This window comes from Pedococcus bigeumensis (assembly GCF_039531795.1).
Classification (GTDB): domain Bacteria; phylum Actinomycetota; class Actinomycetes; order Actinomycetales; family Dermatophilaceae; genus Pedococcus; species Pedococcus bigeumensis.
The window spans coordinates 393,623-407,415 of record NZ_BAAAQS010000005.1; the positions used below are offsets into that span (position 1 = coordinate 393,623).

Genomic DNA, 13,793 nt, shown 5'->3' on the forward strand with positions numbered 1-13,793 from the left:
GTGCGGCCGAGCCTCTACGAGTTCGCCGGTGGCGACCAGGCGTTCCTGGCGCTGGCCCGCGCCCACCACGAGCGGTGCGTGGCCGACCCCCTCCTCAACCACCCGTTCACCAAGGAAGACCTCAACCCCCACCACGTGGCCCGGCTCGCCGCCTACTGGGCCGAGGTGCTCGGTGGGCCGCGTCGGTTCTCCGAGCAGCTGAGCGACCACTCGTCGGTGCTGCGCCTGCACGCCGGCAACGGTCCCGGCATGCTCGAGCTCGGCCCGCGGTTCGTCGCCTGCTTCGTGGCAGCCGCCGACGACGCGGGCCTGCCCGCCGACCCCGAGTTCCGGGCGGCCCTGCGGGCCTACATGGAGTGGGCGGTCGCCGACGTGAACGAGTTCCACGACGAGGGCGCGAGCGTCCCGTCCGGCTTCGGTATGCCGCGCTGGGACTGGGACGGGCTGGTCACCTCCGGCCGGACCTGACCTGACCCCACCACTGCCGTTGTTCGGAAGATCCGCCCTGCCCAGGTCCGGCGGATCTTCCGAACAACGGCGGCACGCGGCTCAGGCGAGCGCCGCCACGACCTGGTCGGCAGCGGCATACGGGTCGGTCGTGCCGTCCACGACGGCAGCGGCGAGCTGGTCGACCCCGTTGCCGTGGCGCAGGTCGCCCATCTTGGCGCGCAGCGCCTGGAGGGCGATCGACTCGATCTCGTCGCCGGCGCGGCGGATCCGGCGCTCGCGCAGCGTGCCGGACTCCTCCATCCAGGACGTGTGCTTCTCGATCGCCTCGATCACCTCGTCGATGCCCTGCCCCTGCTGCGCGACGGTCTTGATGACCGGTGGGCGCCAGAGGCCGGGCTCAGTGCGGTCGCCGAGCGAGATCATGTGGCGGATGTCGCGCACCGTGGCGTCGGCGCCGTCGCGGTCGGCCTTGTTGACGACGAACACGTCACCGATCTCGAGGATGCCCGCCTTGGCGGCCTGGATGCCGTCGCCCATGCCCGGCGCGAGCAGGACGATCGTGGTGTCGGCCAGGCCCGCCACCTCGACCTCCGACTGCCCCACCCCCACCGTCTCGACGAGGATCACCTCGCACCCCGCGGCGTCGAGCACCCGCAAGGCCTGCGGTGTGGTCCACGAGAGTCCGCCGAGGTGTCCACGGCTTGCCATCGAGCGGATGTAGACGTTCGGGTCGAGGGCGTGGTCCTGCATGCGCACGCGGTCACCGAGCAGCGCACCACCCGAGAACGGCGAGGACGGGTCGACCGCGAGGATGCCGATCCTCTTGCCCTGCTTGCGAAAAGCGCCGACGAGGGCGTTCGTGGAGGTGGACTTTCCGACGCCCGGGCTGCCGGTGATCCCGATGATGTGCGCCTGCCCCGAGTGGGGCGCCAGGGCCGCCATCACCTCGCGCAGGGCGGGGTGGCCGTCCTCGACGAGGGAGATCAGCCGCGCGACGGCGCGAGGCGACCCTGCCCTGGCCGACTCGACCAGGGCAGGGACGTCGACGGTGCGGGGAGGCAAGCGTCAGACGCTGTCGGAGGAGGTGCGCGGGACGCGCACGATCAGCGCATCTCCCTGGCCGCCGCCACCACAGAGGGCAGCCGCGCCGACTCCGCCACCACGTCGCCCGAGCTCGAGGGCGAGGTGGAGGGCGATGCGGGCGCCGGACATGCCGATCGGGTGGCCGAGGGCGATCGCACCACCGTTGACGTTGACCTTGTCGACGTCGATCCCGAGCTCCTTGGCGGAGGCCAGCCCCACGGCGGCGAACGCCTCGTTGATCTCGACGAGGTCGAGGTCTGCGGGCGTGATGCCCTCGCGCTCGCACGCCTTCGCGATGGCGCGGGCGGGCTGCTGCTGCAGCGTCGAGTCCGGGCCGGCGACGACGCCGTGGGCGCCGATCTCGGCGATCCAGCTGAGCCCGAGCTCTTCGGCCTTCGCCTTGCTCATGACCACGACCGCTGCGGCGCCGTCACTGATCTGGCTGGCCGAGCCCGCCGTGATGGTGCCGTCCTTGGAGAAGGCCGGACGCAGCTTGCCGAGCGTCTCGGTGGTGGTGTCGGCGCGGATGCCCTCGTCGGTCTTGAACTCGAGCGGGTCACCCTTGCGCTGCGGGATGGAGACCGCGACGACCTCGTCGTCGAACAGGCCGTCCTTCCAGGCCCGCGCGGCGAGCTGGTGGCTGCGGGCGCTGAACTCGTCCTGCTGCTCGCGGGTGAACTCCAGGTCGCCGGTGTTCGCCTGCTCGGTGAGCAGACCCATGGCCTGGTCGGTGAACGCGTCCCAGAGGCCGTCGAAGGCCATGTGGTCGCGCATCGTCACGTCGCCGTACTTGAAGCCCTCGCGGGACTTCTCGAGCAGGTGCGGGGCGTTGGTCATCGACTCCTGCCCACCGGCGACCACGACGTCGAACTCGCCCGCGCGGATGAGCTGGTCAGCCATCGCGATGGCGTTGATGCCCGAAAGGCAGACCTTGTTGATCGTCAGCGCGGGGACCGTCATCGGGATGCCGGCCTTGGCGGCGGCCTGTCGCGCGGGGATCTGGCCCGCCCCGGCCTGCAGCACCTGGCCCATGATCACGTAGTCGACCTGGTCGGGGCTGACCCCGGCCTTCTCGAGGGCGCCCTTGATGGCGAAGCCCCCGAGGTCGGCGCCGGAGAAGTCCTTGAGCGAGCCGAGCAGCCGGCCCATGGGGGTGCGGGCACCCGCGACGATGACGGAAACGGGACGGTCAGACATGGTTGGAGGCCTCCAGCGCCATTGGGGATTACCTGCGTTCACTCTAATGCGGGGAGCGGCGCGCCGGTCCGCCCGGGCGGGTGGTGCTGACCACATCCGGGTATGCCGCGTCGCGGACTACCGGGGGTTGATGGCTGTCCCCGCGGCGATCGAGGCGCAGCGTCGGCCCTCGAACGTCACTTCACACTGCGGCTGGCCATCGCGGCCTGACGCAGCCCCGTCGGCCTCCGGCGTCAGTCAGTGTGGACGTCGGTCACCCGCTGGCCGTCCGGGGTGATGATCGAGACGCTGATCCGCAGCGGTCCGGCGAGCGGGATGAAGGCCTCGTAGGGCGGCGGCGGGTTGAGGCCGCGGCGCAGCCGGTTGCGCACGACCACGATCTCGGTGGTGCGCGGGAACCCGTCCGAGGCCAGCGGGATCTCGTCGAGCGGGAAAGACCCTCTCAGCGTGCGCGGTCGCAGCGCGGGACCGGTCGGCGGCCGGAACGGTTCCCGAGGCAGGAACGGACCACCGGGCCGGACGCCGCCACCGGGGGTCGCTTCGGGCGACCGGGCGGGCAGGACCGGTCCTGGCGGGAGGGGTCCCGGCTCGGCGCCGCCAGGGCGGATCGGGCCCGGCCCACCGGGTCCGATCGGCGCAGGTCCGATGGGGAGCGGGAGCGGGCCGAGCAGCCGCTGCTGGGCGACGATCTCCATGACGTAGGGCGGCCGGCGGCGGTAGCTCGCGTTGGTGTCGATGCCCACGTGGACCCCTCGACCTGCGATGGCGAACACGTCGACGATCGAGACCGTCACGTCCGGTGGCGGCGGGACCCAGCCGGGCACGGTCAGCTCGCGCACGACCTCCCGCCCGAAGGGGTCGACCAGACGCAGGCGGACGTCCACGGGGTCGGCGGCGACCGGTCGGGTGAACCACAGGGCCAACGGCGAGCGTCCCGTCACCCGCGCCCCCTGCTCCAGCACCGGGGTGGTCGCAGCGGCAGCGGGGGCGCTCGTGAGCGGGGTCGTCGGCACCGCCTGGAGCTCGACCGAGGCCACCGGCTGGGTGCCCGCGTCGCCGTCGAGACGATGCACCCCGGCCGGCAGGACGCGGGGCGGCGCGGTGGTGGCGGTCCGCACCACCACCCCCCGGTGGTCGCCGCCCCAGACCTCGGCGGCCAGCGGCTCCAGCTCGGGTGGCCCGGGCGGCACGAGGAGCCCGACCACGTCGGAGGCCGGCGAGGGCAGGCCGCGCTCCCCCTTCTGCGGCACGACGTCGACGGGCACCGCGACCGCACGGAGCAGCCACCGGTCCCAACGACCCGGCAGGGTGCCGGTCCACGTCGCGGAGTACATCGGCTGGCCCAGCACCGGGTCGACGTCGGTCGGCGACGGCACCGTCGTGACGGTGACGTCGGCGAAGGCCGGCCCCATCGTCGAGACGTCGCGGGCCGCCTCCTCCGAGGTGGTGCGGTAGAGCTGGAAGCGTTGCACGGCAATGGAGCTCGCGGCATACAGGGCGATGGTGACGGTGCCGTCGACAGCGATCGACGGACGCGCCACGGGCGGCGCGGGGCGGCGCAGCCGCGGTGCCATGACGGCCTGGAAGTGCTCGTGCGGAGTGCCACTCGACGGCCACGGGCTCTCGACGCCGGTCTTCGTCATCGTGGTCACGACGAAGAGGTGGATGTCGTTGGACCCCTTCGGCAGGGTCACGTCGTGCGAGCGGACCGCCCCGTCGACCTCGACGAGCCGCCGGAACGACGCGCGACGCTGGATGGGGGTCATGGCGTCATAGGCGGTGCGGAGGTCGACGAGCCGCTGGCCCGGCAGGGTGGAGTCGGCAGGACGAGCGGGCAGCCCGGCCCGCTGGCGCAGCGACGTCTCGTTGACCTCCCAGATGACGCAGGTGCGCACGTCGGCTCCGCCCGGCAGCGACCAGGCCACCCGCACGTGGCTGCAGCCCTGCGCGTCGACCGTGCTCCCCAGCGGCACACCGGGCAGCGGTGGCGGGGGCAGCGGGAGGACCGGCACGGGGCTGGCCGCGCTGGTGCGCGCCGGGTTCGGGTCGACGGGCGACCACGGGGTCGGGCTCGCCCCGACGAGCAGGTGACGCCGCGCCCAGACCTGGACCCCCCACCGGGAGGTGCTGCCGAAGTCGAGGGACGGGACGTCTGCCACGACGGCATACCGACGACCACCGTCACCCTGGCCGGGACCGGGCGTGACGACCTCCGTGCCGTCGGCACTGAGGGGCTGCACGGTGCACCCGCTCGGCACTGGCGTGTCACCCGAGAAGGTGAAGCCGAGGTCGCGACGGAAGCAGCCCGCAGGGATGGTCGGGGTGGGGTTGTCGGGCCACATGCCCACCGGGGGCTTGTCGTTCGGCGTCGCCATGGGGAAGTACATCGCGACGATGTCGACCTGGGTGGGCGTGCGCTCGAGCCACTCGAGCGCGACCTCCGCCTTGAGGGTGGCCGGGCAGCTGGGGCTCCCGGCGTAGTGGGTGTCGAGGGCGACAGAGATCAGACGGGTCGGCTGCGGTGCCGGTTCGGTGCCGTCCCACGGCACGTCCTGCCACGGTGACCAGATGCCGTGGAGGTCACTGACCGCCACCGCGTAGCCGACGTGCCGGCCACCGCTGCCGATCCCGATCTCCTGGCCACCGTCGACGAGCGCCACCCGGTTGAACCCGGTCTCGCCCTCCGGTCCGTCGGGGCTGATGAGCAGCGGCCGGTCTCCCCCGGCGTCGCGCTTGGGCAGCAGCGACTCGGCCGGACCGGCGGTCGCGAGCTCGTAGCGCGCGAGGGCCGACTCGGTGACCGGTGACGCGGCGGCGTTCCTGGGCACGCGGTCCCAGGTGAGCCGGATCGACTCGCGCCAGGGCGCGTCGCGGGTGACGGGTCCGACCAGGCCGGCCCGTTCGGACAGCAGCGCGGTCGGCGTCGGCACGACGAGGTGGGGCTCGGGGGCCGGGGCGTAGGCCGCGAACTCGGCTCCTCCGCGGTCCGGCGGGGCGAGCCGCGAGTACTTGGCGGTGACCAGGAAGTCGCAGTGGCCCACCGCGACCTGGAGGTCGTCGAGCCGCTCCAGCGTGTAGGACGCCCCGAACCCGGTGGCCAGGTTGAGGAACGGGTCGCTCAGCGCCGGGAGCATGAGCATCGGCCAGGGGCCCGTGTCGGCCTGGGTCGTCATGGACGAGTACTTCCCGTCCTGGTGGGGCGGGTCGACGGCGCGCGGGCTGGTGACGGCGAACTGCTGGTACTCGCGCACCGACAGGTCGTACATCGGCGGCAGCTCGGGGAACAGGTCGCGCCGGACCTCCTCGACGAGCAGCTTGGGGTCGGGCGCGGCCCACGGCGGGGCGATCCGGCCGGCCTCGGTCACCGGCCCCCAGCCGATCGGCGGTCCGCCACGCAGGAGCCGGTGCACCGCGGCGTCGACCGGCGACATAGGGCTGGCGACCGGCCCCTGGTCGCTGGTGTCGTACTCGAACCCGGCCGCAGGCTGGTCGACCGGCAGTCCCACGACCTCCAGCGGCTTCCAGCCGGGGTCGTCGACGATGTCGGCCAGCGGCTGGATCGCGACACTGATGTCGGTGCCGTTCCAGACCTTGGCGTAGGTCGCGCCCGAGGTGCGGACGGTGATGCTGAGGGGGTCGGCGTTGACCGGCTGGACCGACCCGGCCGCGACCGCGTGGTCGGCGTCCTCGCCGGCGCGGAAGAGGTAGACCGCCACGGGCACGGAGGGGTCCAGCGGTCGGCAGGTGACCCGCACGCAGCCGGCCTCGACGGGTCCCCACGTGACGAACGGGATGCTGTCGCCGGAGACCGAGATCCGGGCGCGCTTGGGCGAGTCCTTGGGGCTGCGCGTCCAGACCGTGAACGGCCCGCGCGGGACGCCCAGCGCCGGGCCGCAGGCCCAGCTGAGGTGGATGTCGAGCGAGCGCAGCTGGAGCTGGCGGTCGTCGAACGCGGCTGGGAGGGCAGCAACCCGAGCGGCGACGTGGGTGGCCGCATGGCTCGCGAACGTCCCCGTGTCCACCACTGCGGGGTCGAGCTGACGCAGCAGCTCGCGCTGGCGCGCCGCGAGGGTGGCCCAGGGCAGCCGGACGGCCTTGGCGCGGAACCGCGACGAGTCTGACCTGCGTGCCATCAGAGCTCCTCCTCCCAGGGGGCGCGCTGCAGGGGGACGTCCACGGCCACGGCGCGCGTCTCGGCGCTGCCCGCGAGGGCGTCGGCCGCGACGACCAGGTCGAGGGCGGCTCGGGTGCCGCGTGCTCCGGGGGCGAGGAGGACGACCGCGCGGCCGAGACCCGGGCCGCGGATGATGCGGGTGATCCCTGCGGCCGGCAGCGAGCCGGCCGGCGCGGGCGCGGTGCTCGGCGCGAGCGACAGCCAGTCGGTCATCCGGGCGGCCCACCAGTGGTGCGTCGGGTCGACGGAGTCGATCGGGCCCTGCACCTGCGTGGGCATCAGCCGCGACCGCCACAGCGGCTCGCTGCACTCGACGACCAGCGCCAGCGGTGCGGGCGTGGCATCGGTCGACCACAGCACCTGCACCATCGGCGCACCCGGGGTCTGGGGCGTGGTGAGCCCAGCGGCCTGGAAGGCCGTGTCGAGCTGGTCACCGGTGGGTGCGTCCGGCAGTGCCGCGAGGGGTCCGATCGCCGGGACGACGGTATGCCGCCAGCGCGCCGCGCGGAGCAGGCTCGCCAGCTGCGCGACGGTGCCGAAGGCACTGGTGGTGAAGCCGATCCGGTGGACCAGGCCGCGGGCGCTCGCCGGCGAGCCCTTGGGCACGGCATGCACGTCGATGAGGTAGTCGGTGAGCGGTTCGAGGTCGTAGGGCAGCTCGAGCACGTCGTGGCGCACCCGCTCGCCGCTGAGGTCGATGCAGCGCTGACCCTCACCGAGCACCTCGAGCACCGCCTCCTCCCACGGCGTCGAGACGACCAGTCCCTTGAGCTTCTTGAGGTGGACGCCGTCGGCCACCAGCGGCACGGTGAAGCCGGTGCCGGGAGCCCCGCCGCCGGGAGGGGCAGGGTGCTTCCCGGAGGCCGCCAGGACGATCACCCGCAGCTCCTTGTCGTAGGCGTCGAAGAGGGCCGCGACGTTCTGGGTGGCCAGGGCGATCCGGATCGGCTCGGCGCACAGGACACCGACGTCGTCCATCCCCGGTGCCGACGCCAGCAGCCAGGGCGACAGGTCCTTCGGCGACTGGTCGGCACCGTCGGCGCTGAACCGGTAGCTGTCGGTGTGCCCGCCGTCCCACGACGGCGCGGAGGTGGGCTGGGCGTCCTGCTTGACCGAGGCAGCCCGCCAGTCGACGGTCACGGTGTAGGCCCGGCCCGGCACGAGCAGCGCGTGGTCGTCCGGGTCCTGGGTGAGGGCGGTGGAGATGGCCTCCTGCTCGCTCGTGACGACCGACGTGTCCCACGACCAGCGAGTGGCTTCGCTGGTGAGCACACCCGTCATCGCGACGAGGTGGAAGGCCGGTGGTTGCTGGTCCTTCGGGAAACGCGTTGCGTCCCAACCGATCTCGACGGTCGCAACACCCTGGAGGTCGCGGGAGTGCACCAACAGCAGGGTCTGCGGCCAGGTGGCCCGGGAGGCGACGCGCGCCGCGACCTGGCCGGCACGGCATACCGGGTCGAACCACGGGCCGTCGCCGTCGACCCACGCCGCCGGCAGCGGGTTGTCGCCGTCGAGGCGGTCGTCGGAGTCGAGGCCACGCTGGTCGAGGACGTTGCCCTTGTCGTCGAGCCACCGCACGACCAGGCGCTCCATGAAGAGCTCCTCGGGCACGAGCAACAGCATCGTGAGGTCACCCGCGCCGCCGTCGGGCTGCACGCGCACGGTGTCGCGCAGGTCGCTGGGGGCGAACTTGAGCCGGTCCCAGGCGCGCTTGACGCGGTCCATGTCCTCCTCGGTGCCCAACGGCGCCGGCTGGTCGGAGTCGCGCACGGGTGAGCGGAGGATCCGCCCCTCGCAGCCGAGCCCGGTCGTCGAGGCCGCTGGCGTCACCGACACGGTCGCACTGGCCGCAGCGGCCGCGCGGTCGAGCTGCGGGTCCCAGCCCTGCGCCAGCCGGACGGCCTGGACGTCGCCGAGGCTGGCGCCGCCCGCGAGCGCCTGCGCGACCTCGCCGAACGCCCTGTCGTCGTGGCCCGTGGCGCGGCTCGACCACGCCGTGCCGGCGGTGGCGACCCAGGCCTTCAGGGGGTTGGGCACGTCGCGGCCGCGGCGGGGGGTGCAGCAGCGCACCGAGTCGCCGATCACGAAGGCGGGTGTGGTGCCCTGGAGGAGGTCGATGGCCGGGTCGCCGGTGCGCCAGGCCTCGGTGACGTCGCACTCACCGTGGACGGGCCCGGTGCGCAGGGTGTCGGGCGGGTCGGGCCACGGGATGCCGTCGAGGTGCCACCCGACGCTGCTCGGCCCGGGCGGCTTGCCGTCGAAGGTCCACAGCACCGGCGCGGGCGGGGCGGCCGGGTTGCAGACGGTGCCCCACCGGTCGGTGACGCTGGTGGTGAGGGCCTCGCCGTAGGGCAGCGCGCGGCTGAACGGCGTGGGCAGCCAGTTGAGGAGGGCCAGTGCGGGGCCGGTCGACGGGTCGGCGGGAGAGCTCTGCTTCCACCACGAGCTCGGGGTCTTGCCGGCCGGGGGTGCGGGTTGCAGGTCACCGGTGAGCGTGACGCCCGTGATCTCGTAGGTCCACCAGCGGTCGCCGAGGCGCACCCACGGGCGCGCGCCGCTGTTGCCGAGCGGGGTGCCGCCCATGACCTGGCCGCCCACGGCCGGGGCGGTGTTGAACAGCACGACGGGGATGGCGTCCAACGGCACCGAGGGAGGTGTGCCACTGGCGCCGGTCGCAAGGGCGTCGGCGAGCTTGCCGTCGATGGCCCGCTCGGCCCCGGTGCCCTCGACGAGGGCGGGCGAGCGCGAGACCAGGCTGACCCCGGCGACGAGGGGCGGTGGGGTCAGGGTCTCCGAGGGCTGGTTGCCGATGGTGAGCGAGACACAACCCTTGACCGAGAAGAAGAAGAAGTCGACCTCGCCGCAGACCTCACCGTGCACGTAGGTGATGTCGGGGCTGCTCGGGGTGGTGCGGCCGACGAGGACGTCGAGCTCGGCGCTCGCCCCGATGCTGATGATGAAGAGCCGCAGCTCGCCTCGCACGTAGATCTTGCCCGCGAGGAAGAACGGGTCGAAGCCGAGGATCGCGTCGAAGCCACCAGCCACCTCGAGGTAGAGCCCGATGCTCTTGCTGCCCATCAGCACGCAGCTGATGTGGAAGCCGGTGGCGATCGCCATGCCACCCGTGACCGGCGGGAGCACCGGGATGTTGATGCCGTTGCCGTGCACCATGAGGTAGCCGCTGCCGCTGATGACGTCGAGCACCTCGATCGTCACCCGGTCGTCGTAGGACCCGAGGTCGACCAGCCAGTCCTGCGGGCTGTGCGTGTTGAAGAACGCCTTGACCGGCACCCGGATCTTCAGCAGCTTCTGGATCTCGTATGCCGCGACGATGCCGAGGGTGATCGTGCCCCGGCCGAAGTCGATGTCGAGGACGGCGAGGAAGGTCGCACTCTGGCTGGCGTCCTTGAGCACGGGCGGCAGCTTGAGGACGTCGGCCTTCATCACCAGCAGCAGCCGCGGGCCGGGCACCTCGATGAGGATGATGCCCTTGAGGTGGACGACGAACCCGCCGTCGGCGGTGCCGACCAGCATGCCCGCCGCGAACGCGTAGGAGCCGGCCGTGTGGGTCCAGCCGTCAGGGTGCATGACGTGGCCGCGCTGGAGCTGGGCCTGGAGCCAGTCGAGCGAGGGGACCGGCCTGGTGGCGTAGGGCGACTCGTCCCGCGCGTAGTTGATGCCGACGCCGCCGAGGAAGCCGTAGATGCCCAGCCCCGAGTTGCCGAGCAGCAGGGGCACGGGCAGCTCGACCTCGGCCCCGATGAGCACGCCGGTGACGCCGTTCTTGGTCTCGACCGCGAGCACCGCGCTGGCGCGCAGGTTGATCGGCGTGATGGTGAGGTCGAAGTAGCCCTTGAACCCGAGCGGCGTGAACTCCAGCGACCCCTTGCCGTGCAGGACGCCGGGCACGTCGAGCGAGGCGGCGAGCTTGGTGAGGGTGAGCTCGAACGGCCCGTCGAGGCGCGCCCTGATGCGCACGGTGTCGACGGTGACGATGCCGAGGTCGAGCCCGAGGCCGACCTCGACCTCCATGTAGGTGGGGTTGTCGCGGCTGACCCGGAAGCCCAGCACCCGCAGCAGCTCGTCGAGCGGCGGGCTCGCGCTCAGGGCACCGGCGGGGATGTCGAGGCTGTAGCCCTTGCTGGGGTCGAAGACCGGGATCGGCAGGTAGTCGATGTGGCCGGGGTGGGCGGGGTCGGGTGCGGTGTTCCACGACGACCGCACGCCGATCGCCTTGTAGCGCGTGGTGACCGGGTGGTCGGGGTTCACCTTGACGATGGTGAGGTCGAAGGTGAACGTGACCTCGATGTCGAGCAGCACGCTGACGGTGGTGCCGCGCGGGTCGACGGTCGCCGAGCCGTCGGGAGCGATGATCCCCTGGCTGACGACCAGCTCGCCGCCACGCAGGATCAGCTTCTGGGTCTTGATCAGGCTGCTCGCGCCGAGGGCGATGGTGCCGATGGAGACGAGCGCACCGGCGGCCGGCGACAGCTCGGCGGCCGCTGAGCTGAGCGGCGCGAGCACGCTGAGCGCGCCGAGCACGTTGAGCGCGGTCTCGTCGGAGTGGGCCAGGTCCATCTGGGCGAGGCCGTCGAGATCGGCCTCGGCCGCCCGGAACTCGGCGCTGACCAGCCACGACTCGCGGTCCTCGGCGATGCGGAGTCGCACGAGGAAGGTGCAGATGCCGTCGGAGGGGTTGCGCGGGCCGTTGCGCAGCGCCGGTTGGGAGTGCTGGCGCAGGGCGGTCTCGGCGGCGGTCTCGATGTCGAACTCGCCGTAGACCTCGGCCCGTATGAAGGTGCTGCGGAGCAGCTCTACCCGCACCCCGATCTTGCGGAAGCAGTCGGGGCGGCCTCCGGTCGGCGGCGTCCGGTCCACCTCGCGAGCCGGTGGCCGCACGACTCTCTCGACCCGGGCGGTGATGGTCTCCTGGCCGTTGCCGGCCGTGGTCGCGCGGGCCCGCCACCAGGCGCCGCTGCCGGCGGCTGGTGGCGGGGTGGTTCCCTCCGCCGAAGTCGTCTGTGCCTTGGCCTGGGTGAAGCCGTCGGCCGCACCGGGCGTGACGTTGGTGAAACCCTTGTGCAGCAACAGCTCGACCAGCACGTCACGGCGTCGCTCGCTGAGCAGCCGGTTGTAGGTCGCGTCGCTCGGGGAGTCGTGCTGCGGCCCCTCCCACGAGGCATACCCCTTGACCGTCAGCGGCGTGGCCGCACCGATCTCGGTGACGACCTGTGGGGTGATCGCGTCGAGGAGGGCGCCACCGGTGGGCGCCGCGCCCTGGGAGGGGGCCCGAGCCGTGCCGACGTTGTCGGAGTTCGTGGCGAAGAGGTGCACGGGGGTGGCTGGGCGACCACAGACCGCGCAGTTGTTGGGGGCGCCGGTGCTGGTGTTGAAGGGGTCGGGCTTCGCGAAGCGGAAGAAGGCGTCGACTGCCTGCGGCTGGGTGGGTGGCAGCGTGGCCGTGACGTCGACCCGAGCCCCGGCGGCGACCGGCACGTCGGCCTCCACCGATGGGCCGGCCCCTCCGCCGGCCCAGGTCCAGTTCGCGGCCACCGGTGGGTCGGTCGTCAGCTTCACGTGGGTCGCCGTGATCGACACGCGGCGGATGGCGTGGGGACGGTTGTTCGTCGGCGTCACCGTCACCGTCGAGTCGCCGCTGCCGGTGGCCGCGGGCGCGCTGCGCCGGACTGCGGTGAAGGTGCGGGTGGTCGGGGAGCCCGTGCCGGGCGTGGCCGTGACCGTGATGCTGACGTTGCCGCTGGAGGGGACGGTGAGCTCGACCCGGTCGTCCGCGGTGACGACACCGTCGACGTTGATGCTGATGGTGATCGGCGCCAGGCCGCCGGCCGTGTCGACGAAGAGGGTCGCGTGCTCCGGCAGCTCGGCAGCGCCGGAGCCGGGGTCGCCGATCCACTCCCCTGAGGCGGTCCGGAAGCTGACCGTGATGACCGGCGCCGAGCCGCGGTTGACGACCTCGGCCTCGAAGATGCCCGTGACGCCCGCGTGCACGCCGAGGCCGATCCACAGGCTGCGCACCCCCGCACTGACCGCGAGGCCCTGGAGGCCGGTCGGGGCGACGAAGAGACGCGCCTCGGGGAGGTAGAAGCCCTGCCAGTCGGCGGGCATCGAGCGGGCCTCGGCCGGGACCGCCGGCACGTTCGGGCCGGCCGTGCCCGACAGGTCGAGGACGGCGGTGCGGAACGCGAAGCCGACCACGTCGGAGGGCCCGACGAGGGCATAGGGCGGGTTCATCGAGATGAACTCGTAGATGTGGTCGACCGGCGTGCCGCCGGTCTCGGCCGACAGCAGCTCCACGCCGACGGACTGGCCGGACAGCTGTTTGGCGCGAACCCTCAGGGCCGGGAGCGTGAACGTGACCGGTAGTCCGTTCGCGCGCAGCTGGCCCTGGCCGTCGAGGTCGGCGCCACGCAGGAACGGCAGCCGCACCAGCACGATCGGCACCGACAGGGTGACCCGCCAGCCGCCGTCGCCGACCCCGCCGGTCTCGTGCAGGCCCAGCTCGACCGTGACGCTCGGGTCGGGGAACTCGATCGGCGTCGTCGTCGTGGTGCCACCGTTGCCGAAGCCGCCGGATCCGGGGTCGAGCGTGATCGGGGTCGGCCAGGTGCCGGTGGCCTTGTAGTTGTGCCAGGTGCCGTCCGCGTCGGTGCTGGTGCCTTCGTCGCTGCCGGTCAGGCCTTGGAGCAGCGGCTTGACCTGGTCGAGGGCGCCGGAGTTCTGCGCGCTCGAGGGCACGTCGTCCCACAGCGACACAGCACACCTCCCCACGGGCGGCGCGAACCTCAGGAGGGCGGCACGCGGGTGCCGTCCGGTGCGGAGCTGGCTGCGGGTCCCCTCGTAGCCACTCCAAGCGAATGCAAGCCAGTGG

The 13,793-nt window shown here is 72.8% G+C and carries 5 protein-coding genes; 1 reads left to right on the forward strand and 4 read right to left on the reverse strand.

The features are described 5' to 3' along the window. A complete protein-coding gene (locus ABD262_RS17560) occupies positions 1-468 on the forward strand; it encodes a group II truncated hemoglobin (protein WP_344138985.1) in 468 nt (155 codons plus the stop codon). 81 nt (positions 469-549) lie between these two features. Here ABD262_RS17560 and meaB read toward each other — a convergent pair whose 3' ends face one another. The 4 genes from meaB to ABD262_RS17580 all read right to left on the reverse strand — a co-directional run bounded on the left by meaB (position 550) and on the right by ABD262_RS17580 (position 13,678). Continuing rightward, positions 550-1,512, reverse strand: coding sequence for a methylmalonyl Co-A mutase-associated GTPase MeaB (meaB, locus tag ABD262_RS17565; RefSeq protein ID WP_344138987.1), 963 nt, complete (start codon positions 1,510-1,512; stop codon positions 550-552). Between the two features lie 3 nt (positions 1,513-1,515). Beyond that, positions 1,516-2,730, reverse strand: coding sequence for an acetyl-CoA C-acetyltransferase (locus ABD262_RS17570; RefSeq protein WP_344138989.1), 1,215 nt, complete (start codon positions 2,728-2,730; stop codon positions 1,516-1,518). A 233-nt stretch (positions 2,731-2,963) separates the two neighbouring features. Next, entirely contained in the window at positions 2,964-6,863 is a 3,900-nt protein-coding gene (locus ABD262_RS17575) for a hypothetical protein (protein WP_344138991.1), read from the reverse strand. Then, complete coding sequence (locus ABD262_RS17580) at positions 6,863-13,678, reverse strand: hypothetical protein (protein ID WP_344138993.1); 6,816 nt, start codon at positions 13,676-13,678, stop codon at positions 6,863-6,865. The genes ABD262_RS17575 and ABD262_RS17580 overlap by 1 nt, the downstream gene beginning before the upstream one ends. Positions 13,679-13,793: the final 115 nt, after the last annotated feature.

Coding starts and splice junctions, on each gene's coding strand:
- ABD262_RS17570 (WP_344138989.1), bottom strand. CDS start 2,730: ATGTCTGACCGTCCCGTTTCCGTCATCGTCGCGGGTGCCCGCACCCCC.
- ABD262_RS17575 (WP_344138991.1), bottom strand. CDS start 6,863: ATGGCACGCAGGTCAGACTCGTCGCGGTTCCGCGCCAAGGCCGTCCGG.